We start from the raw sequence: 22,911 nt of genomic DNA, 5'->3' as shown, positions 1-22,911 counted from the left end.
GGATAACCATGATCAAAGACAATCAAACGCTTCTGAACCGCATCCATGTGGTGGTAGACGCACTGGTGATCGCATGTACCTATATCGCAGCCTGGTTTATTCAGTTTGAGTTTTTCGCACCGGATGTTGCCGGAAAACTTCCGCTTGAGACGTATATGTCAGCCCTGGTCATTCTGATACCGGGGCTGCTGTTGCTCTATCATGCATTCAGCCTGTACACGCCAAAACGGGTGCAGGGACGAAGACTTGAGTTTGGCAACATCGTAAAGGCAAACACCATAGCACTGCTGCTGTTTTTTACGATTGCATATATGCAGCATGAAATCGACTTTTCCAGAAAGATGCTCTGCATTTTCTATGCACTGAACATCGTTGCGGAAACGCTGGTGCGGAATCTGATCCGCATGGTGCTGATGAGCCTTCGCAGACGCGGGCTGAACCAGAAACAGATCCTGCTTGTCGGCTACAGCCGGGCGGCAGAGCAGTATATCGACCGTATCATTGCGAATCCGCAGTGGGGTTACTGTGTCCGGGGCATCTTAGATGACAATGTGGCACGCGGGACGATGTACAAAGGCATCAAAGTGATCGGAAGGATCGACAATCTGGTCGTGATCCTGCCGGAAAACTGTCTGGATGAGATTGCGATCACGCTGGGACTTGGGGAATACGAGAAACTGCAGCACATCGTTGCACTGTGCGAAAAGTCCGGAGTGCACACCAAATTTATCCCGGACTACAACAACATTATTCCGACCAGACCTTACACCGAGGATTTGCTCGGACTTCCGGTGATCAACATCCGTCATGTGCCGCTGACCAATACTTTCAACAGCATGGTCAAACGCAGCATCGATATTTTCGGGGCACTGGTGGCCATTATCCTGTTTTCACCGATCATGCTGATTTCTGCAATCCTGGTGAAAACAACTTCGAAAGGACCGCTGATCTTCAGGCAGGAACGTGTCGGACTGCACAACAAGCCGTTCTATATGTATAAATTCCGCTCGATGGCGGTGCAGGAGATAAAGGATGAAAAGGCAGCCTGGACGACAAAGAACGATCCGAGAGTGACAGGCATCGGCAAGATCATGCGAAAGACGAGTATTGATGAACTGCCGCAGCTGTTCAACGTCCTGAAAGGAGATATGAGCCTGGTCGGTCCGAGACCGGAGCGGCCTCAGTTTGTGGAGAAGTTCCGGGAGGAGATCCCACGTTATATGGTAAAACATCAGGTGCGTCCGGGGATGACCGGATGGGCACAGATAAACGGATACCGGGGAGATACATCCATCAAACGCAGGATCGAGTTTGACCTGTACTATATAGAGAACTGGACCGTGGGACTGGATATCAAGATTTTGATTCTTACAATTTTTAAGGGCTTTATCAACAAGAATGCATACTAGAAGGGGGATTTGAGATGGCAAGAAAAAGCAAAAGAGAGTCAGATGACCGCAGGTTTGATGACAGAGAGTACCGACGGGATCCATATTACCGGGACGATTACCGCCGTCAGAGCAGGGGAAACTACCGCAGCGAAGAGAACAGAGGCTATCAGCAGGAAGAATACCGCCGGGATTACGGCAGACAGTATGACCGACGTTACGAGCAGGGATACCGTCAGGACGGATACGGAAGAGACGGCGGCTACCGTCAGGGTTATCCGGGCGGCGGCTATGACGACCGGTACTATGAACAGAATGACAGAAGAAAACGTGCAGCAAAGAAAAAGAAGAGAAAACGGATCACGTTTATCATTGAAATCCTGATCCTTGTACTTCTGGCAGCCGGACTGTTTGTTGCTGCAAAGGTCGGCAAGATCAAACGTGCCGATGTATCAAAAGGTGACATTGTGATCAATGACAATGTCAACCTGAAAGGCTATACAAACATTGCACTGTTCGGTGTGGACTCCAGAGAGGGAAGCCTTGACAAAGAGGCTCACAGTGATACCATTCTGATCGCAAGCATCAACAACAAGACAAAAGATGTCAAACTGGTGTCTGTTTACCGCGATACTTACCTGGACAATACAAACGGAGAGTACCGCAAGGCGACCGAATGTTATTATTTCGGCGGACCTTCCCGTGCGATCAGCATGCTGAACAAAAACCTGGATCTGGATATCACAGATTTTGTCACCGTAGATTTCACGGCAGTTGCCGATGTGGTCGATGCACTTGGCGGCATTGACATCGATGTGCAGGAGGATGAGATTGTACATCTGAACAATTATCAGGTAGAGGGTTCCCAGGTGACCGGCAAAGAGATCATTCCGGTCGAATATGCAGGACTTCAGACCTTAAACGGACTTCAGGCACTGTCTTACTGCCGTATCCGTTACACGGAAGGAAGCGATTTCAAACGTACCGAAAGACAGCGTACCGTTCTTCAGAAGATCCTGGAGAAGGCAAAAAGTGCCGATCTTCTGACACTGAACAATCTGATCGACAACGTGGCCGGCAATATGATGACAAGCCTTGGCAACACGGAGCTGCTCTCCCTGGCAAAAGATGTTTCTTCTTATAACCTGACAGACCAGACAGGATTTCCATTTAATTTAACGGCAGCAAATCTTCAGGCAGGAGACTGCGTGGTGGCAGTCGATCTGGCAGACAATGTACGTCAGCTTCACCAGTGGCTGTTCGATGACGGCAGTTATGAGCCGTCCGATTCCGTGCAGGAGATCAGCTGGCAGATCATCAACGATACAGGAATACAGTAAACAAGAAAGTAGGGAGAATGTGAAAAAAACGGTAGATGTTGTGATTCCGAGCTATAAACCGGATCATAAATTTGACCGGCTGATGCATATGCTTCAGAAACAGACTTATCCGATCGGGACGATCCTGATCGTAAATACGGAAGAAAAGTTCTTTCCGGAAAAAGGATATGAAACGTGGCAGAATGTACAGATCCGGCATATAGAGACAGAAGATTTTGACCACGGCGGTACCAGAGATGGTGCCGCCTCCCTGCTTGACGGGGATCTGATCTTATTTATGACGCAGGATGCCGTCCCGGCAGATGTTTATCTGGTGGAAAAACTGGTATCCGCTTTTGAAAAGGAAAAGGTGGCGGCAGCCTATGCAAGACAGCTGCCGGACAAAGACTGCGATATCATCGAGCGTTATACGAGAAGTTTTAATTATCCGAAAGAGAGCAGCGTAAAAACAAAAGCAGACTTAGACCGTCTGGGGATCAAAACGTTTTTCTGTTCGAATGTCTGTGCGATGTACCGCAGAAACATTTACGAAAAGCTGGGAGGTTTCGTAAAGCACACTATTTTCAATGAAGATATGATATTTGCGGGAAAACTGATCCAGGAAGGTTATGCCATTGCCTATGTTGCAGAAGCAAGAGTGGTTCATTCCCACAACTATACAAATCGCCAGCAGCTGCACCGGAACTTTGATCTGGCAGTGTCCCAGGCGGATCACCCGGAGATTTTTGCCATGGCAAAATCAGAAAGTGAAGGGATTCGCATGGTGAAGGCGACCGCAGCGTATCTGATCTCACAGAGAAAGCCGTATCTCATTCCGGTTCTGGGGATGCGAAGTGCAAGCAAACTGCTCGGTTATAGGCTTGGCAGGTCCTATCAGAAACTGCCGGAAAACATAGTTTTACACCTTACAGGAAATAAGAGTTATTGGGAGAAGAAAAAGAAACTCCAGTCAAGATGTAAAAATTAAGCGATTTTGTCACACTTTGAACACAAACGACTGCTATACTTTCATACCATACAGAAAAAATGTGGCCTGATAGAAAAGTCAGACGCAAAATAGCGATAAGAGGAGGATTTGGTCATGTATGATGAATTTGATAATAAAGAAAATGAAGACCGCTACGATCCAAAGCAGCCATCCGCAGAGGATGAAGTGAAAACCGGGCAGATGTACGGGGAAGAAGATCAGCTGTCAGAAACCGAAGAGGTACAGGCATCGACAGCGGAAGAAACCGAAGCATCCGCAGAATCCGGGGAGCAGTCATCTGTTTACCATTACAGCTACGAAAGAGGCGAACAGGCAGAGCCGACAGGCAGCACACAGAACTCACAGCAGTATGGTTCATCAGAGCATCATGCAGAAGAGCATATTAACGAAGAAAAGAAAGGATACCGTCAGTACTATCAGAATGGCGAGTATCACCAGAGAGAAGACGGATGGCATGACGGCGTTTACCAAAATCATCCGCAGCAGAAACATTCGCTGGAAAGCGGCGGGAAAAAGCCGTTTGGCACAGGCAAGAAGATCGCAGTTGCTTTCGGATGTGCAGCCGTATTCGGTCTGGTGCTTGGTGTGACGTTCGGAACGATCGATTCCAAAAAATCCGTGAGCAGTCTTGTGGCAGAAAGCGAGACTATCTCATCCGGTGAGACTGAGCAGAGAGCAGAGCTGCAGACACAGGCAGCCGGTGATGCAGATAACAGCCAGAGTGTCACACAGAGCGTCTCAGCAGCCGGCGATGTTTCTGAGATCGCAGAGAATGCGATGCCATCCATCGTAGCGATCACAAACAAAGGCGTAGAAGAAGTACAGAGCATGTTTTTCGGAACAACACAGTATCAGGAAACAGAAAGTGCCGGTTCCGGTGTGATCATTGCCAAGACAGATAAAGAGCTTCTGATCGCTACCAACAACCATGTGGTGGACGGAGCAGAAGAACTGAGCGTCTGCTTTACCGTGGATACGGAAAACACCGATGATGCCGTCGTAAAAGCACAGGTAAAAGGTACGGATTCGGACCATGACCTGGCCGTTGTGGCAGTCAGTCTTTCTGATATTTCCGAAGATGTACAGAGCAAACTGAAAGTTGCTGTTATGGGTGACTCCGATAAACTGAAAATCGGCAATCAGGTGATCGCGATCGGTAATGCACTCGGATACGGACAGTCTCTGACGGTAGGTTACATCAGTGCCCTGAACCGGGAAGTGACGATCGATAATGTCAGCAACAATATGATCCAGACGGATGCAGCGATCAACTTTGGTAACAGCGGCGGTGCACTGCTCGATGCGAACGGCAATCTGATCGGTATCAATTCCGCAAAGGCAGCAGATACCGGCGTGGAGGGTATGGGATATGCGATCCCGATCAATACAGCTTCTCCGATCCTGGATGAGCTGATGAACCGTACGACCAGAGCAAAAGTAACGGACAGCGAAGAACTTGGTTTCCTCGGTGTTGATGCAAGAGATGTATCCGAAGAAGCACGTCAGATCTACAATCTGCCGGCAGGTGCATTTGTATACAGCGTAGTAGAAGGTTCTCCGGCAGAAAAAGCAGGCATCAAGAAAGGTGACATCATCACAAAACTGGATGGCATCACGATTTCTTCCAGAAATGAACTGTTTTCACGCATGGAGTATTACAAAGCAGGTGAGACGATCGATGTGGTTGTCAAGACAGCACAGGGCGGAGAATATGTAGAGAATACCTTCTCTGTCACACTGGCAAAGAAGAGTGAGTACACTTCTTCCTCAGATGGTAGCTCAGATTCTTCAGGTTCACAGAGTCAGGATCAGGGAAACAGCCAGGATAACAGTCAGGGACAGGATAATGGACAGAGCCAGCCGCGTCAGTATTATGAATATGACGGCAATGGAAGCGATGGATACAGTGGAAACGGAGGAAACAGCGGAAGCGACAGTTACGATTCTCTTGAAGATTTCTTCCGTCAGTTCCAGCAGTAATCTTAAGCCGACAGAAAATATGTAAAAAGAAAAGGAGCTCACATTCAAGTGAACTCCTTTTCCTGTGTCCGTCAGGCTTTTCCAGAAGAAAAGCTGACGCATACACAAGTGTACCACACAACTATAGTAATTTGTAATATTCATACGTACTCTTGCACTCCCCTCTGAATGGCTATTTTACAGTATCATTCAGAATAGCGATAATTGCGTCAGCATCTTCTTTTGTGATATTATCGCTCTTTGCATAAGCTGTTACAAATTTTACAAGAGAATTGTCATAAGCATCCTCCAGAATCTCCTTTGCATGGAACTCACGGTAAGCATCGCGGGAAATTGCCGGGATGTAAGTAGTTCTGCGACGGGAGCCTTCTGTTCTCAGGAAACCCTGCTCCATCAAGATCGTCAGGTAAGTGTAAAGAGTCTGGCGTTTCCAGTCTCTTCCTTTCACTTCTGTGAAATGTTTGTAAATTTCACGGAAAGAAGTACCTTCTGGGAAATCCCACAGATAATCCATGATCAGCTTGGTTGTAGCAGTAAGATTGTAAGTAGAAATAGAAATCACCTCCTAAAATTTTATATCCCTATACTACTATTCTGATAAGGGAAATGCAAGTATAATTTACAATTTTTGTGAAAAATTTTTGAAATTGTGTACAAAAAAGAAGCATTGCTATAGGATTTATAGCATATGGAGATCGGGGGCAAAATGTAAAATAAAAATGGAAGAAGGAGCGATCCGCAGGCTGGTCTGGAACGCAATCGCTGATATGCACTGGAAAAAAGCGAAGGGACATGGTATAGTATACATCAGACGTGAGATGCCCCGCTTCTGCAGGCGGTGAGCAGCAGGTTTTCTTGAACAGGCTGTCATGAAAAAACTGCAGAGATTGGAGTTTTGTTTTATGAGTAATTTGATGTTTTGCCTGAATGCAACGATGCCGATCTTCCTGACGATGATGCTCGGATATGCATTTCGAAAGTGGCATATCATGGACGGATCGTTTGTCGATAAGATGAACAGCTTTGTATTTAAGGTGGCACTTCCGGTGCTGGTATTCCAGGATCTGGCGACCGTTGATTTTTTTGAAGCCTGGGACTGGAAATTTGTAGTGTTTTGTTTCCTTGCTACGTTAATCAGTATTACAGCGGTAACATTACTGTCCTTTCTTTTGAAAGATAAGAGCCTGCAGGGTGAGTTTATCCAGGCATCTTACCGGAGCAGTGCGGCGATCTTCGGAATTGCCTTTATCCAGAACATTTACGGTGAGGCAGGCATGGGACCTTTGATGATTGTGGCAAGTGTGCCGCTTTATAACATTATGGCGGTTGTAGTACTGACCGTAATGCGGCCGGAACGCGGCAGGGTAAACGGAGCACTGATACGCAAAACGTTACACGGGATCATCACCAATCCGATCATTGTCGGGATCCTGACGGGCGTTGTGTGGTCTGTTTTAAAACTTCCGATGCCGGTGATCCTTGAAAAAACAGTAAAAAATGTAGCAGTGCTTGCAACACCGCTCGGACTGATGGCGATGGGAGCATCGATCGAGTTCAAAGGAGCTTTCGAAAATATGCGGCCGGTGATCCTGGCCGTTCTCTTAAAGCTGGTGATCCTGGCGGGCGTATTTCTGCCGATCGCAGTGACACTTGGTTTCCGGACGGAAAAGCTGATCGCAATCCTTGTGATGCTCGGCTCGGCGACAACGGTCAGTTCCTATGTTATGGCAAGAAATATGGGGCATAAAGGAGTGCTCACTTCCAGTGTTGTCATGCTGACGACGCTGCTCAGTGCATTTACACTGACCGGATGGCTCTATCTTCTGAAAGTACAGGGACTGGTATAATTGTTTTTCCATTTTCTTTCGAAAAAGTTTACTTGTTTCTTGCGAACATATGAGCTATAATGATGAACAGTAAAATTACTGGAGGTTTATGACAATGCCAGATGAAAAAAACATTGATGTTGATGTAGTAGACGAAGAAAAGAAAGAAGATTTTGAAGATATTTGCTTTCTGTGCCGCAGACCGGAGAGCAAAGTAGGAAAGATGGTACATTTGCCGAACGATATCCATATCTGTCAGAATTGTATGCAGAAGGTTTTTGATTCCATGGGAAAAGGCGGTATGAATTTCCAGGATATGTCAAATATGCCGAATATCAGCATGATCAATCTGTCGGATCTGCAGGATCACATTCCACAGAAACAGAAGATTCGCAAAAAGAAGAGCAAAGAAGAGGCAAAACCGACATTTGATCTGAAATCTGTCCCGGCACCGCATAAGATCAAGGCAAAACTTGATGAGTATGTGATCGGTCAGGACTATGCAAAGAAAGTGGTTTCTGTTGCCGTTTACAATCACTATAAACGTGTGGCGACCGGCACGATGGATGATATTGAGATTGAAAAGTCCAATATGCTGATGATCGGACCGACCGGAAGCGGTAAAACCTATCTGGTCAAGACCCTTGCAAAACTTCTGGATGTGCCGCTGGCGATCGCCGATGCGACTTCGCTCACAGAGGCAGGTTACATAGGAGACGATATCGAGAGCGTTGTCAGCAAGCTGCTTGCAGCTGCAGACAACGATGTGGAAAAAGCAGAACAGGGCATTATTTTTATAGATGAGATCGACAAGATCGCAAAGAAAAAGAACACCAATCAGAGAGACGTCAGCGGAGAGTCTGTCCAGCAGGGTATGTTAAAGCTTTTAGAAGGTGCCAATGTGGAAGTACCGGTCGGAGCCAACAGCAAAAATGCGATGGTGCCGCTGGCCACAGTAAATACCAGAAATATTCTTTTTATCTGCGGCGGAGCTTTCCCGGGACTGGAGGATATTATTAAGGAGCGTCTGAACAAACAGGCATCCATCGGATTTCGTGCAGATTTAAAGGACAAGTATGACAACGATCCGGATATCCTCGAAAAAGTGACACTGGAAGATATCCGCAATTTCGGCATGATCCCGGAATTTATCGGAAGACTGCCGATCGTCTTTACACTGAGGGGACTGACAAAAGAGATGCTGGTCAAGATCTTAAAAGAGCCGAAAAATGCCATCCTCAAGCAGTATCAGAAACTGCTGGCACTTGATGAAGTGCAGCTTGTTTTTGAGGATGGAGCACTGGAGGCGATCGCAGAGAAAGCTCTGGAGAAAAAAACCGGAGCGAGGGCACTGCGAGCGATCATCGAAGATTTCATGCTGGATATCATGTATGAGATCCCGAAAGATGACAGCATCGGCAAAGTTACGATCACAAGAGATTATATTGAACATAAAGGCGGACCTCTGATTGAGATGAGAGGTGTGCCGGCACTGGAGGAATAGTATGAAGTGGATGCTATTGCCGGCAGGCATTTTTACGGCGGATTATATTATGAAGAAGAGAGCGGAAAGCTGGAATGAGGAGGAGGCGCCAGAAAAAATGCTCGGAGGGCATATCATCCTTCAGAAGCTGCATAACCGGGGAGCTGCACTGAGCTTCATGGAGAAAACTCCAAAACTGCTCACAGGTGTTACAACAGTTGTTACAGCAGGAATGACGGCGTTTTACGCTTATCTTATAAAGAAACCAAAACAGCTGTTTTTGAAGACAGGTGTTGGGATGATCCTTGGAGGAGCATGGAGTAACGTTTGGGATCGTATCACACGAAAATATGTGGTTGACTATTTCAGCTTCCACACAAAGTGCAGAAAACTGGAACGTGTAGTGTTTAATCTGGCAGATATGTTTATCTTTTTGGGAGGATTTCTTGTGATTTTCTGGAATATGCTCCGGAAAAGTTGACAGAAGATGTCAAAAATGGTATCTTATTAAATGCAGCAAAATGAGTTGCCAGAAGGCAAGAGCATTAGGAGAAATTGTAGTATGGATGAATTACAGCAGGAACAGTTTACAAAAGCATTGCTTGGACTTGTAGATTTAGCAAAGACAAAGAAAAATGTCTTACAGTACGGTGAGATTAATGATGCCTTTAAAGGGCTGGAACTTACCGAAGATAAGATGGATCTGGTACTGGAGTATCTGGAAAAGCAGAAGATTGATATTGTAAATGCCGAAGTTGGCGTGGACAATGCAGAAGATCTGATCCTCGACAATGATGATATCATTCTGGATGACGAGGACGAGGTTGAGATCATCGATGATGTGGACGTGCTGGAAGGTGTCAGCACAGAAGATCCGGTGCGTATGTATCTGAAAGAGATTGGAAACGTGCCGCTGCTGACCACCGAGCAGGAGGTAGAGCTTGCAAAGCGTGTGGAAGCAGGAGATGAAGAAGCAAAGAAACAGCTGACGGAAGCCAATCTTCGTCTGGTAGTCAGCATTGCCAAAAAATATGTCGGTCGTGGAATGCCGTTTCTGGATCTGATCCAGGAAGGAAATATGGGACTGATGAAAGCCGTTGACAAGTTTGACTATACCAAAGGTTATAAGTTCAGTACCTATGCGACATGGTGGATCCGTCAGGCGATCACCAGAGGTATCGCAGATACCGGAAGAACGATCCGTGTGCCGGTACATATGGTAGAGACCATCAACAAGACACTTCGTATGACCAGAACGCTGCTTCAGGAGCTTGGCCGTGAACCGACCCCGGAAGAAGTTGCAGAGAGATTGAATGTCTCTGTGTCACGTGTAAGAGAAGTTCTCAAGATCTCCAGAGATCCGGTATCACTGGATACTCCGATCGGAGAAGAGGATGACAGTCATCTGGGAGACTTTATCGAGGATGATTCCGCACTTTCACCGGCAGATTCCGCAGCATTTTCCATGCTCAGAGCAGAGCTTGCAACAGCACTGGAGTCTCTGACAGACAGAGAGCGTCAGGTTGTTAAACTGAGATTTGGTCTGGAAGACGGAAGAGCAAGAACACTCGAAGAAGTCGGAAAAGAGTTCAACGTAACACGTGAGCGTATCCGTCAGATCGAAGCCAAGGCTTTGCGGAAACTGCGTCACCCGTCCAGAAGTAAGCGATTAAAAGATTTTCTGATCTGAGAGCTGAAGTCCGGCAAACCGCAGACAGGAAATAAAAGAGGGCACAGGATTTTACTCCTGTGCCTTTTTCAGTTAACCATCAATACGTTTTTTGAAAGCAGGCAGCTGCTCACGGCGAAGCGGCAGGGCAGTACTGGTCGGATTTAACAAAAAACCTTTTGCATCTTTCACCAGGAACTTCTCCAGATCATCAAATTTCACGACAACCGGACGAAGTCTTTTCTTCGGATCAAACCTCTGAAGCTCGTATCCGTCTGTGAAGATAGCCTGATACATCTCGCCGTTCTGATTGTTGACATACGGAACACGGATGTTATTTTTTTTCTTTGGCTGTTCTTCTTCTGTTTCTGATTCTTTGGCTTCTTCGATGTTTCCGTCTTCCGTGTTGCCGTCAGGATTTTCTGCTTTACTGTCAGCATCTTTTTCGCTTTCGTCTACAATAATACCGCTTAAGAAACGGCCGCGTACCAGATTGGCAACCAGTTCTTCGTCCATTGCCCGCAGATCAGCTTTTTCTTTTTCTTCCTCGCTGACCGGACGACGCATCTCCTGCAGGAAATACAGGGAAGTGAGCATCAGCTCCGGATTGATGACAGGACGCTGTTTTTCCGGAAGTTCGTCCGGATTATGTCTTCTGTGAACGATCGCTTCAAGAGCGAGAGAGGTTTCCGTATCATTGTCATGCAGTACCACGCCGTTGACACCGAGAGCGTAGAGTGTACCGTAGAAATGAAGGAACTGCTCTGCTGCTACTCTTACGGATACCACCGGGATTTTTTCCTGCTCATTTTTTGCAACAACATAAGCATGTGCTGCCTCAGCGTCTGAGAAGATATGTATCTGGTCATCGAAAGATTCTTCGTTACAGGTTACATAAGGATGCTTGGTGGACTGGGAGAAAATAACGAACATCTCTGGAAGTCCCTGAAGTTTTTTGATGATAAAGCTGTTATCTATTGCCATTTGTGTACACCTCATATTCTTTCTGTTATAGTGATTTTGGGATGTGAAAGATGCCGGTATTTATGCAACTTTCACAATTATTGAGACCCTACTGACAGTCATTGTACCATATTTCCCAATAAAAGAAAATATAAAAATTTATGATATTTCGTTGAAAAACATAAAGAAATCCGCCATTGACTTTCGAAAAAGAAAAGAATATGATGAAAGCTAATGAAATAAGGAAGGAATTGTAAAAATGAAAAAAGGAAATCTGAGAAGTTCCGCATTGCTTTTACTGACGGCATGCATCTGGGGCGTGGCGTTTGTTGCCCAGAGCGTGGGGATGGAGTATGTCGGACCGTTTACCTTCAACTTTGTGAGAAGTATTCTGGGAGGACTGGTGCTGATCCCGTGTATTTTTTTCCTGAAGCGGGAAAAAAAGGCAAAGGCAGAAAAAGTCAGCGAAGAGGAAAAAAAAGCACAGCGAAAAACACTGCTGGCCGGCGGGATCTGCTGTGGTGTCGCCCTGTGCCTGGCAAGCAATTTCCAGCAGATCGGCATCCAATATACAACCGTCGGAAAAGCCGGTTTCATTACAGCGTGTTATATTGTGATCGTTCCGGTGATCGGACTTTTTATGAAGAAGAAATGCAGTCCGATGATCTGGCTGTCGGTGCTTCTGGCAGTTGTGGGTTTGTATCTGCTCTGCATAAACGAACAGTTTTCAATCGGATACGGAGATATTCTGGTATTTGTCTGTGCGATTCTGTTTTCAGTACATATCCTGATCGTGGATTATTTTTCGCCGAAGGTGGACGGTGTGAAGATGTCCTGCATCCAGTTTCTGGTGTGCGGTCTGTTATCCGGCATTGCGATGCTCTTTGCGGAACAGCCGCAGTTATCCGCAGTGCTTCTGGCGTGGAAACCAATCGCTTATGCCGGTATCATGTCCTGCGGTGTCGGTTATACCCTTCAGATCGTCGGTCAGAAAGGGATGGATCCGACCATTGCATCGCTGATCCTCAGCCTAGAGTCCTGTATTTCTGTGCTGGCTGGCTGGCTGCTGCTTGGCCAGACCTTAAGTATACGGGAAGGACTTGGCTGTGTTGCCATGTTTGCGGCGATCATTCTGGCTCAGCTTCCGGCGAAGGAGTCTTGAGTGCATTTTTGCGATACTCCCGCGGCGTGCATCCCATTTCGGATTTGAAAATTTTAGAAAAATAGCAGGGACTGGAAAAGCCTGTCAGCAGTGAAATATCAGTGATACTTTTGTTGGTGTTTTGCAGAAGCGGCAGGCTTTTCTGTATGCGGTAATGCAGCAGGTAGTCAAAAAGCGATTCGTTCATATGACTTTTGAAAAAGCGGCAGCATTCGCTTTTACAGATATTGATCTGAGCGGCAACCTGCTCGAGCAGGATTTTTTCCTGATAATGGTCGTGCAGGTAGGAGAGCAGCACCAGCAGACGTTCCCGGTCACGCTGTACCGCAGGAAGTGTTTCGGTCTGTGGCTCAGTATTCTGATACAGGGTCAGCCAGATCCTGGAGAGCAGGATTTGAATCTGAAAATCCCAGCACGGAGCCTTGGAAGAAGAAATTTCCCAGATTTTTGTCAGGTTTGCAAGGATTTCTGCCTGCCATGCGACATCCGGGGAAAATTTGATGGAAGAAAAACGGTCGTCCAGTGTCAGCGGTGTGACATAGGCTGTTTGAATGCGGCTGGATTCGAAACCATAAATGATACGTGGGTCAAAGGTCGTGGAAATATAAACACAGTCTTCCTTATTATACATGTGTCCGGTGTGCGGCATGTTGGCATTGCAGAAAAGTCCCTCGCCGGTGGTGAGATGATAAGTTTTGTCATTTACCTGATAATTGATGTCTCCGGATACGATCAAAGTCAGCTCAATCTCCGGATGCCAGTGCCAGAAAAAGGAACTTCGCTCATAAGAAAACAGGTTTTCATGGCTTACATTTACCGGAAAAGCAAACGTTCCGTGGTCTTTTAGTTCACGTTGTTTCTGATTGGTCTGGATTTGCATAGAATACCTCAATATAATTATAGTTTTTATTATGATACTTGTTGATTTTTTCTGTAAGTCTCATTATACTTATATTAGCGTGAACGTCAAGGACACAGAGCCGGACGTAACCGGGAATGTTTTTGAGCTGCGATTTTTACAGAAGAAGCAGTTCGTGACAGTATACATTTAATAAGAAAAAGGAGAAGTGACATGAAAGCAAAACTGATTGAAAAATTTGTATCCATCTATGGGGAAGGTGGAGAAATCCGTTCATTCTTTTCACCGGGACGTGTAAACCTGATCGGAGAGCATACAGACTACAACGGAGGACACGTTTTCCCATGTGCACTGAGCATCGGAACTTACATGATCGTCCGCAAACGTGAAGACCGTACGATCCGTTTCTATTCTGAAAACTTCAGCAAACTGGGCGTGATCGAGACAAGCCTGGATGATCTGGTATATTCTGAAAAAGCAGGATGGACCAACTATCCGAAGGGAGTTATGTGGGCAATGGAAGGCAGAGGATACAAGATCCCGACCGGTATGGATATCCTGATCTACGGCACGATCCCGAACGGTTCCGGACTTTCTTCTTCCGCATCTCTGGAAGTACTGACAGGACTTGCAGTACGTGATCTGTTTGGATTCGAAGGAATCAGCATGATCGATCTGGCACTGATCGGACAGTATTCTGAGAACAACTTCAACGGATGCAACTGCGGTATCATGGATCAGTTCGCAGTGGCAATGGGCAAAAAAGACCATGCGATCTTCCTGGATACCAGCGATCTTAGCTATGAATATGCAAGTGTAAAACTGGAAAATGCAAAGATCGTTATCACAAACAGTAAAGTAAAACACAGCCTGGTAGATTCTGCTTACAATGACAGAAGAAACGAATGCGAAACAGCATTAAAAGAGCTGCAGACAGTTGTAGATATCAAAGGACTTGGCGATTTAAGCGAAGAAGAATTCGAAAAATATAAAGATGCCATCAAAGATCCGGTTCGCCAGAAGAGAGCACATCATGCCGTATACGAAAACCAGAGAACTATCCAGGCTGTAGCAGCACTGAATGCAGGTGACGTAGAGAAATTCGGTAAACTGATGAATGCTTCCCATGTATCTCTGAGAGATGACTATGAAGTATCCTGCGAAGAGATCGACGTACTGGTAGATCTGGCATGGGAGACCGAAGGCGTGATCGGTTCCCGTATCACAGGCGGCGGATTCGGCGGCTGCACCGTAAGTATCGTAAAGAATGATGCAGTAGATCACTTCATCGACAAACTGGGCAAAGCTTACAAAGAAAAGACAGGACATGAAGCTGAATTCTATGTAGTGGAAATCGGAGACGGAGCAAAAGAAATTTAAGCAGGAGGAAACGTCATGACATTTGATGAAAATGTAAAACGTCTGGTACAGTATGGCATAGAGAGCGGACTGGTACCGGAAGAAGAACGTATTTATACCACCAACCAGCTGCTGGAGCTGTTTGGGGAAGAAGAATATACCGAGCCGGAGACAGAGTTCAAAGATGTGGATCTGGAAGAAGTTCTGGAAGAGCTGCTGGACTATGCAGTTGAAAAAGGCGTATTAAAAGAGAACAGTGTTGTTTACCGTGACCTGTTTGACACAAAGATCATGAACTGCCTGGTTCCGCGTCCGGCACAGGTGATCGGAACGTTCAAAGAGCTGTACAAAGAGTCACCGGTAAAAGCAACAGACTACTATTATAAATTAAGCCAGGACACCAACTACATCCGCCGTTATCGTATCAAAAAGGATATTCGCTGGAAAGTGCCAAGTCAGTACGGAGACATTGATATTTCCATCAACTTATCCAAACCGGAAAAAGATCCGAAAGCGATCGCAGCAGCAAAACTGGCAAAACAGAGCGGTTATCCAAAATGTCTGCTCTGCCGTCAGAACGAAGGTTATGCAGGACGTGTCAACCATCCGGCAAGACAGAACCACAGGATCATCCCGATCACAGTGAACGGAACACAGTGGGGATTTCAGTATTCACCGTATGTATATTATAATGAGCACTGTATCGTATTCAACGGAGAGCATATCCCGATGAAGATCGAGAAAGCAACGTTCGTGAAACTGTTTGACTTTATCAAACTGTTCCCACACTACTTCCTCGGATCCAATGCAGACCTGCCAATCGTAGGCGGCTCTATCTTAAGCCATGACCACTATCAGGGCGGCAATTACCAGTTTGCAATGGCAAAAGCACCGATCGAGAAACACGTTGAGATCCCGGGATACGAGGATGTGGAAGCCGGCATCGTAAAATGGCCGCTGTCCGTACTGCGTATTCGCTGCAAAGACGAGAAACGTCTGATCGATCTGGCTGACCATGTACTTGGTGCATGGAGAGGCTATACCGACGCCGATGCAAACATCTTTGCTGAGACAGATGGAGAGCCACATAACACGATCACACCGATCGCAAGAAAAGTCGGCGATATGTTTGAACTGGATCTGGCTCTGAGAAACAACCTGACGACAGATGAGTATCCGCTTGGCGTATATCATCCGCATGCAGAGAAACATAACATCAAAAAAGAAAACATCGGTCTGATCGAAGTTATGGGTCTGGCAATCCTGCCGGCACGACTGAAAACAGAGCTTCAGGATCTGGCAGATTATATCATCGAGAAGAAAGACATCCGTTCCAACGAAGCTCTGGAAAAACATGCAGACTGGGTAGAATCCTTCCTGCCGAAACATCCGGAACTGAACAAAGATAATGTGATGGATATCCTCAAAGAAGAAGTTGGACATGTATTTGTAGGCGTTCTGGAAGATGCCGGTGTATACAAATGCACACCGGAAGGAAGAGAAGCCTTCATGAGATTTATCGCAACACTGTAAAACGGTGATGACAGAATTGTGAGAGTACGAAGTACAGAACAATTCGTATGGCATCTTTTAACCTTGTTATCACGAAAATATAAATATAAAGAAATTATTTATCAAATTGATTAGGAGGTAAATACTATGAGAATTTTGGTAACCGGCGGAGCTGGATATATTGGAAGCCACACCTGTGTGGAACTGCTGAATGAAGGCTATGAAGTAGTCATCGTAGACAATCTGTACAATGCAAATAAAAAAGCAGTAGATCGTGTAGAAGAGATCACAGGCAAAAAAGTAACATTCTACGAAGCAGACATCTGCGACAAAGAAGCAATGGATGCTATCTTTGATAAAGAAGATGTACAGGCAGTCATTCATTTCGCAGGACTGAAAGCAGTAGGAGAATCTACCGTAAAACCTCTGGAATATTACCAGAACAACATCGCAGGTACACTGACACTGTGCGATGTTATGAGAAACCATGGCGTAAAGAACATCATCTTCAGTTCATCCGCAACCGTATACGGTGATCCGGCGATGATCCCGATCACAGAAGAATGCCCGAAGGGCACCTGCACCAACCCATACGGCTGGACAAAATGGATGCTGGAACAGATCCTGACCGATATCCAGAAAGCAGATCCGGAATGGAATGTGATCCTGCTTCGTTACTTCAACCCGATCGGAGCACACAAGAGCGGCATGATCGGAGAAGATCCGAAAGGTATCCCGAACAACCTGCTTCCGTATGTTGCACAGGTAGCGATCGGCAAACTGGAATGCCTCGGTGTATTTGGTGATGACTACGATACACCGGACGGAACAGGCGTACGTGACTACATCCACGTGGTAGACCTGGCACGCGGCCATGTAAAAGCAATCCAGAAACTGGCTGACAAAGAAGGCGTAAGCATCTACAACTTAGGTACCGGAAACGGCTACAGCGTTCTGCAGGTCGTACATGCATTTGAAAAAGCATGCGGACATCCGATCAAATACCAGATCAAACCGAGAAGACCTGGCGATATCGCAAAATGCTACTGTGCACCGGAAAAAGCAAAGAAAGAGCTTGGCTGGGAAGCAGAATACGGCATCGAAGATATGTGTGCAGATTCCTGGAGATGGCAGAGCCAGAATCCAAACGGATACAACGACTGATCACAGATTGAACGCAGAGAAGCATTCCCCCCGCTTCAAGTCTGCAGAGCACTAAGCAGTGGGTGAGGAGGATGCTTATGTCAGTGGGAGTTGAAAAATCATATCGCATCCAATACATAGTATATCAGAAAGATCAGGCAGAAACCAAGAGGTGGAAGCCTGGTCTTTTTTTGGCAGGAGGTCGATCGTTGGTATCAGCAAAAATAAGGGAAAGTGTTCACATAGAAGAAGGCATTAATTATGATAAAAGCAGTAAAAAGTATCAATGTGTAATAGAAAAATATGAGAGCAATGAAAGGTCATCTGTGAAAATTCTGTGTCACTACTTGAAAATTCATCCAAAAACTTCTATAATTAAAAATTATAATGTCAGGGGTAAAAGGTGTTCAGGTTATAGAAGAAAGGCAAGATGAATGAAAAACAGATATTTATATAAATTAGGCTGCATGATGCTGGCGGGGAGTATGCTGATGAGTACAGCACCGGTGGCTTATGCATCGAGTTTGCAGACGGAGCTTCAGAAAGAGGCGGAGAGTAACACGGAAGGCTCTCAGACAGAAACCAGTCAGCCGGAGACGAGCCAGAGCGAGACACCGGCAACGGAGACTGAGACCAGTCAGCCGGAGACGAAGCCGGAACTGGAAACGCGGCAGACTGAGACGGCGGCAGCCGAAACAGAAACAAATGCATCTCAGACAGGGGATACGGATGCATCCAAAGAGGATGGGACATCGGACAGCGATAAAAAAGACGATGGTTCGGATAAAAAAGACGGCGACAAGAAGCCAGACGGTGACAGCAAGGACGATAGGAATAAAAAAGACAATGCGGATGACAAGGACAGTCAGAAAGGTGACATTCAGAAACCGGATGATGAGAGCGAACAGGTGGATCATTCTGATGCGGCAGCCGATTATGCTTCCAATATCATTGCCGGAAACAGTGTTTATTTAGGTGAACTTTCCAGTGAGTATGGTATTTCGTTTGATGAAGAGTTCGAAAAGACAATGGACAAGATCGAAGCAGATTATAAAGAGTTTCTGGACAAACCGGAAGATTTTCTGGCAGAAAACTGGCAGGATGTGCTGGCTGTTTATGTAATGAAGTACGGACAGGACGCCGGCATAAAGATGGACAAGTCCTGCAGGGATGATCTGGAGCAGATTTTTTTCCTGATGAATGTCAGAAGCAATTCTGCAATTTTACGCAAACTGGAGAAAATCCAGAAAGAGGAAGTCTCTGAAACCGAAGGCAGATCAGCCGAAACAGAAAAGGCGGCAGAAGCAGAAGAATCAACAGAAACAGAAAAGGCAGCCGATGCGGAAGAATCAACAGAAACAGAAAAGGCAGCCGATGCGGAAGAATCAACAGAAACAAAAAAAGTGGCAGAAACAGATGCAAAAGAATACCGTGCACTGTCGGTTCAGGATTACATAGCACTTTACGGTGCAGATGAAGAGCAGACAGCTATACTGGAGAAATACACGTCCACAAAATGCAGACAGCTCTGTGCAATCGTTACGGCATCCAAAGGATTTGTGCGTTCCGAGGCAGGCAGCGATGTCAGTGAAGAACGTGTTTCCATCGTGGCAGCAGCGTGCAGCCTGATCGGAAAAGTCGGCTATTTCTGGGGCGGCAAGTCCTATGCAATCGGCTGGGATGACAGCTGGGGAAGTCCGATGACCGTGTCCGCAGAGGGCAGCAAGAGCAGTGGAACGGTGCGTTCCTATGGTCTGGACTGCAGTGGATTTGTTGCCTGGTCTTACTATAACGGACTTGGCGGCAAGGATGCCGGTATCGGCAATCATACCACAACACAGTGGAATGCAAGCGAGATGGTGGACAGCCAGAGTGCCAAACCTGGTGATCTTGTCTTTTATCATCCGGCAAGTGCAGGAGACGACAACCACGTCGGCATCGTAGTCGGAGTCAATGACAACGGAAGCCTGCTGGTCGTACACTGCTCCTCAAGCCAGAACGGAGTTATGACAGGAGAAGCATGGTCAGCCGGATTCCAGTATGTGAGAAGTCCGCTGGGGCTGGAATGATAAAAAATGAAAACCGTGCGGTTGACAAATAAAGGCGGCACTGCTATCATATAAAAGAAAGGCTTTTATGAAAAAGCAGAGCACTTGTGACTTCGTCATGAGCGGATGCTGAAAATGCAAACTAATTTGACTGGAACAAGGGTGTTCTGATTTATTCAGTGCACCCTTCTTTTCTATTTACAAGGAAAATCCCTTGTAAATAAAAAAGAAGAATGAAATAATTGTGCAGAGATTCGAAAATGAAAATGTCTGCTTCGCAGACTTGCATATTATCAGGCTTTTTCTAATGGGAATCATAAAAGGAGAATATATGAAGTATACAAAACAGGATGTCCTGCGTCTTGTGCAGGAGGAAGATGTAGAATTTATACGCCTTCAGTTTACGGATATTTTCGGAACGATGAAGAATGTGGCGATCACTTCCAGCCAGCTGGAAAAGGCACTGGATAACAACTGTATGTTTGACGGATCTTCGATTGAAGGTTTTGTGCGGATCGAGGAGTCAGACATGTATCTTTATCCGGATCTGGATACGTTAAATGTTTTTCCGTGGCGGCCGCAGCAGGGAAAGGTGGCACGACTGATCTGTGATGTGTACCGTCCGAATCGGGAGCCGTTTGAGGGGGATCCGAGATATATTCTGAAAAAAGTGGTAAAGCAGGCGGCAGAGCTTGGTTATCAGTTTGATGTCGGACCGGAATGTGAGTTTTTCTTGTATCATACGGATGACAATGGACAGCCGACGACGATTACACATGAACGTGCAGGCTATTTTGACTTAGGTCCGATGGATCTTGGTGAGAATGCAAGGCGTGATATGGTTCTGACGCTGGAAGATATGGGATTTGAGATCGAGGCATCTCATCACGAGATGGCACCGGCACAGCACGAGATCGATTTTCGTTATGACGAGGCACTGACGACGGCAGACAATATCATGACATTCAAGCTGGCAGTCAAGACGATCGCCAAACGCCATGGACTGCATGCAAGCTTTATGCCAAAGCCAAAGACCGGTATCAATGGCTCCGGCATGCACATCAATATGTCCCTGTCAAAGGATGGAAAAAATATTTTTGCGGATGACTGTGATCCAAATGGCCTGAGTCAGGAAGCATACTATTTTATTGGCGGTCTGATGCGGCATGTCAAGGGAATGTGTGCGATCACCAATCCGCTGGTCAATTCTTACAAACGTTTGGTTCCGGGATTTGAGGCACCGGTTTACATTGCCTGGTCAGGCACAAACCGCAGCCCGCTGATCCGCATTCCGGCAGAACGTGGGGAGGGCACGAGAATAGAACTGCGTTGTCCGGATCCGTCGGCAAATCCATACCTGGTGCTGGCAGTCTGCCTGGCAGCAGGACTGGACGGCATCCAGAAGCAGATCATGCCTCCGGCAGCTGTTGATAGAAATATTTTCAATATGACAGAAGAAGAGATCCAGGAAGAGGGTATTGATGTCCTGCCGAACAATCTTCTGGAAGCAGTCTATGAAATGGAAAAGGACGAGCTGGTAAAAGAGGTGCTTGGAACACACACCAGCCGGCGTTATATCAAGGCGAAAAAGAAAGAATGGGCAGAATATTCCCGCCAGGTTTCCGGATGGGAACTGGATCAGTATCTTTACCGCATATAAATTTTCCTCCCGAGATGGATCTTGATTTTTAAGATTGTACAAGAGGAGGAGGGTTATAGTGGTAAACATAATAGTTGTATTTCCAAAGCTGGAAGATGCGAAAAATATCCGTAACCTTCTGGCGAGAAATGGATACAGCGTGATCGGTGTATGCTGTACCGGTGCACAGGTATTGCAGATTATAGACAATCTGGAAGACGGCATTGTGATCTGCGGATACCGTTTTAACGATATGATGTATGCGGATTTGAGGGAAAGTCTGGCATCTTCGTTCCAGATGCTTTTGGTAGCATCTATGCATATTTTGGAGTCCTGCGACCACAGGGATATTGTATCTCTGCCGCTGCCGCTGCGTATCGGAGATCTTGCCAATACGCTGGAGATGATGGCGGCCGGAATGTATCGACGCAGGCGGAGACAGAAGTCACAGCCGAAGGAACGTTCCGAAGCAGAGAAAAAAGTGATTCTGGATGCGAAAAAGTTACTGATGGAGCGAAACCATATGTCAGAAGAAGAAGCACATCGTTATATGCAGAAATGTAGTATGGATAGTGGAAACAATATGGTAGAGACAGCAAAAATGATTTTTGCCCTGATGAAGTATTAAACTGTCGTCAGGCAGACCAGGAAAGGATGGCGAACAGATGAAATTTACAAAAATGCAGGGCATAGGAAATGACTATGTCTATGTCAACTGTCTGGAAGAGACGGTTGAAAATCCGGGAGAAGTTGCCAGAAAGGTCAGCGACCGCCACTTTGGGATCGGCTCGGACGGACTGATCCTGATCAAACCTTCGCTGGAAGCAGACTTTGAGATGGATATGTATAATTCCGACGGTTCTCAGGGAGCAATGTGCGGAAATGGGATCCGCTGCGTGGCAAAGTATGTTTATGACTATGGACTTACAGATAAAGATGAAATCAGCATTGCGACAAAGAGCGGCATCAAATACGTGAAACTGCAGGTGGAAAACGGAAAAGTGAAGACGGTCCGTGTGGATATGGGGGCACCGATCTTAAATGCAGGCCTGATTCCGATCGTATCGGAGAATCCGCAGGTCATCAATGAAGCGATCACGGCAGGCGGCAGGGAATATCGCATGACCGGTGTTTCTATGGGAAATCCGCATGCAGTTGTTTATATAGACGATGTAAAAGGTCTGGATATTGAAAAAATCGGACCGCTTTTTGAGACGCATCCGTGTTTTCCGGATCGTGTCAACACAGAATTTTCCAGAGTGCTGGACGATCATACTGTTGAGATGCGTGTATGGGAACGCGGAGCCGGTGAGACACTTGCCTGCGGAACCGGTGCATGTGCGGTGGCAGTGGCATCCATTCTGAATGGCTATGTGGTAAAAGATCAGCCGGTGACCATAAAACTGCTTGGCGGAGATCTGGAGATTTTCTGGGATCAGCAGAAGAATACTGTCTTTATGACGGGCCCTGCAGAAGTCGTCTTCGACGGCGAAATTAAATTGTAACGATACAAGGCAGATGAAAAAGACTGCCATGAGTAAAAGCAAAAGCG

General features: G+C 46.3%; 20 protein-coding genes. 17 read left to right on the top strand and 3 right to left on the bottom strand.

What is annotated here, in order from left to right; translation table 11 throughout:
- Positions 1-8 precede the first annotated feature (8 nt).
- The 4 genes from GPK60_RS04175 to GPK60_RS04160 all read left to right on the top strand — a co-directional run bounded on the left by GPK60_RS04175 (position 9) and on the right by GPK60_RS04160 (position 5,696).
- Positions 9-1,409: an undecaprenyl-phosphate glucose phosphotransferase gene (locus GPK60_RS04175; RefSeq protein WP_215658907.1), complete on the top strand. Its 1,401-nt coding sequence runs from the start codon at positions 9-11 to the stop codon at positions 1,407-1,409.
- Positions 1,410-1,423: 14 nt separating this feature from the next.
- Entirely contained in the window at positions 1,424-2,728 is a 1,305-nt protein-coding gene (locus GPK60_RS04170; RefSeq protein WP_215658906.1) for an LCP family protein, read from the top strand.
- Between the two features lie 19 nt (positions 2,729-2,747).
- Positions 2,748-3,695, top strand: coding sequence for a glycosyltransferase family 2 protein (locus GPK60_RS04165; RefSeq protein WP_022119973.1), 948 nt, complete (start codon positions 2,748-2,750; stop codon positions 3,693-3,695).
- Positions 3,696-3,809: 114 nt separating this feature from the next.
- Entirely contained in the window at positions 3,810-5,696 is a 1,887-nt protein-coding gene (locus GPK60_RS04160) for a trypsin-like peptidase domain-containing protein (RefSeq protein WP_022119972.1), read from the top strand.
- 172 nt (positions 5,697-5,868) lie between these two features.
- On the opposite strand, the gene GPK60_RS04155 is transcribed toward GPK60_RS04160, so the two are convergent.
- Positions 5,869-6,258 carry a BlaI/MecI/CopY family transcriptional regulator gene (locus GPK60_RS04155; RefSeq protein ID WP_022119971.1) on the bottom strand — a complete coding sequence of 130 codons (390 nt, stop codon included), beginning with the start codon at positions 6,256-6,258 and terminating at the stop codon, positions 5,869-5,871.
- Between the two features lie 340 nt (positions 6,259-6,598).
- On the opposite strand from GPK60_RS04155, the gene GPK60_RS04150 reads away from it, so the two are divergent.
- From GPK60_RS04150 to rpoD, 4 genes are all read left to right on the top strand, one after another.
- The gene (locus tag GPK60_RS04150; RefSeq protein WP_022119970.1) at positions 6,599-7,543 is read left to right on the top strand and encodes an AEC family transporter; all 945 of its coding nucleotides are present in this window, start codon (positions 6,599-6,601) and stop codon (positions 7,541-7,543) included.
- A 94-nt stretch (positions 7,544-7,637) separates the two neighbouring features.
- Positions 7,638-9,026, top strand: a complete 1,389-nt coding sequence (clpX, locus tag GPK60_RS04145) for an ATP-dependent Clp protease ATP-binding subunit ClpX (protein ID WP_173897399.1) — start codon at positions 7,638-7,640, stop codon at positions 9,024-9,026.
- A 1-nt stretch (position 9,027) separates the two neighbouring features.
- Positions 9,028-9,486 carry a signal peptidase II gene (locus GPK60_RS04140; RefSeq protein WP_022119968.1) on the top strand — a complete coding sequence of 153 codons (459 nt, stop codon included), beginning with the start codon at positions 9,028-9,030 and terminating at the stop codon, positions 9,484-9,486.
- Between the two features lie 81 nt (positions 9,487-9,567).
- Positions 9,568-10,695, top strand: a complete 1,128-nt coding sequence (rpoD, locus tag GPK60_RS04135) for an RNA polymerase sigma factor RpoD (protein ID WP_022119967.1) — start codon at positions 9,568-9,570, stop codon at positions 10,693-10,695.
- 72 nt (positions 10,696-10,767) lie between these two features.
- On the opposite strand, the gene GPK60_RS04130 is transcribed toward rpoD, so the two are convergent.
- The gene (locus GPK60_RS04130; RefSeq protein ID WP_022119966.1) at positions 10,768-11,658 is read right to left on the bottom strand and encodes an SseB family protein; all 891 of its coding nucleotides are present in this window, start codon (positions 11,656-11,658) and stop codon (positions 10,768-10,770) included.
- A gap of 238 nt (positions 11,659-11,896) precedes the next feature.
- On the opposite strand from GPK60_RS04130, the gene GPK60_RS04125 reads away from it, so the two are divergent.
- A complete protein-coding gene (locus GPK60_RS04125) occupies positions 11,897-12,799 on the top strand; it encodes a DMT family transporter (protein ID WP_215658905.1) in 903 nt (300 codons plus the stop codon).
- Here GPK60_RS04125 and GPK60_RS04120 read toward each other — a convergent pair.
- Positions 12,765-13,679, bottom strand: a complete 915-nt coding sequence (locus GPK60_RS04120) for an AraC family transcriptional regulator (RefSeq protein ID WP_173895992.1) — start codon at positions 13,677-13,679, stop codon at positions 12,765-12,767. The genes GPK60_RS04125 and GPK60_RS04120 overlap by 35 nt on opposite strands.
- A gap of 192 nt (positions 13,680-13,871) precedes the next feature.
- On the opposite strand from GPK60_RS04120, the gene GPK60_RS04115 reads away from it, so the two are divergent.
- The 8 genes from GPK60_RS04115 (at position 13,872) to dapF (ending at position 22,864) form a co-directional block, all read left to right on the top strand.
- On the top strand, positions 13,872-15,038 hold the full coding sequence (locus tag GPK60_RS04115) for a galactokinase (RefSeq protein WP_147632031.1): 1,167 nt from the start codon (positions 13,872-13,874) through the stop codon (positions 15,036-15,038).
- A 15-nt stretch (positions 15,039-15,053) separates the two neighbouring features.
- Positions 15,054-16,550 (top strand): UDP-glucose--hexose-1-phosphate uridylyltransferase, encoded by a 1,497-nt coding sequence (gene galT / locus GPK60_RS04110; protein WP_022119962.1) that lies wholly within the window; start codon positions 15,054-15,056, stop codon positions 16,548-16,550.
- 126 nt (positions 16,551-16,676) lie between these two features.
- Positions 16,677-17,693 carry a UDP-glucose 4-epimerase GalE gene (galE, locus tag GPK60_RS04105; protein WP_022119961.1) on the top strand — a complete coding sequence of 339 codons (1,017 nt, stop codon included), beginning with the start codon at positions 16,677-16,679 and terminating at the stop codon, positions 17,691-17,693.
- Positions 17,694-17,770: 77 nt separating this feature from the next.
- Positions 17,771-18,106: a hypothetical protein gene (locus tag GPK60_RS04100; protein ID WP_215658904.1), complete on the top strand. Its 336-nt coding sequence runs from the start codon at positions 17,771-17,773 to the stop codon at positions 18,104-18,106.
- Positions 18,107-19,741 (top strand): NlpC/P60 family protein, encoded by a 1,635-nt coding sequence (locus tag GPK60_RS04095; RefSeq protein WP_215658903.1) that lies wholly within the window; start codon positions 18,107-18,109, stop codon positions 19,739-19,741. It abuts the gene before it with no gap.
- Positions 19,742-20,051: 310 nt separating this feature from the next.
- Positions 20,052-21,380 (top strand): type I glutamate--ammonia ligase, encoded by a 1,329-nt coding sequence (gene glnA, locus GPK60_RS04090; RefSeq protein WP_022119959.1) that lies wholly within the window; start codon positions 20,052-20,054, stop codon positions 21,378-21,380.
- Positions 21,381-21,438: 58 nt separating this feature from the next.
- Complete coding sequence (locus GPK60_RS04085; protein ID WP_173895998.1) at positions 21,439-21,987, top strand: response regulator; 549 nt, start codon at positions 21,439-21,441, stop codon at positions 21,985-21,987.
- A 37-nt stretch (positions 21,988-22,024) separates the two neighbouring features.
- Positions 22,025-22,864: a diaminopimelate epimerase gene (dapF, locus tag GPK60_RS04080; RefSeq protein WP_022119957.1), complete on the top strand. Its 840-nt coding sequence runs from the start codon at positions 22,025-22,027 to the stop codon at positions 22,862-22,864.
- Positions 22,865-22,911 lie beyond the last annotated feature (47 nt).

This window comes from Ruminococcus sp. MCC718 (genome assembly GCF_018783905.1).
GTDB classification, from domain to species: domain Bacteria; phylum Bacillota; class Clostridia; order Lachnospirales; family Lachnospiraceae; genus Hominisplanchenecus; species Hominisplanchenecus faecis.
This window is presented reverse-complemented; position numbering and strand designations above follow the sequence as displayed.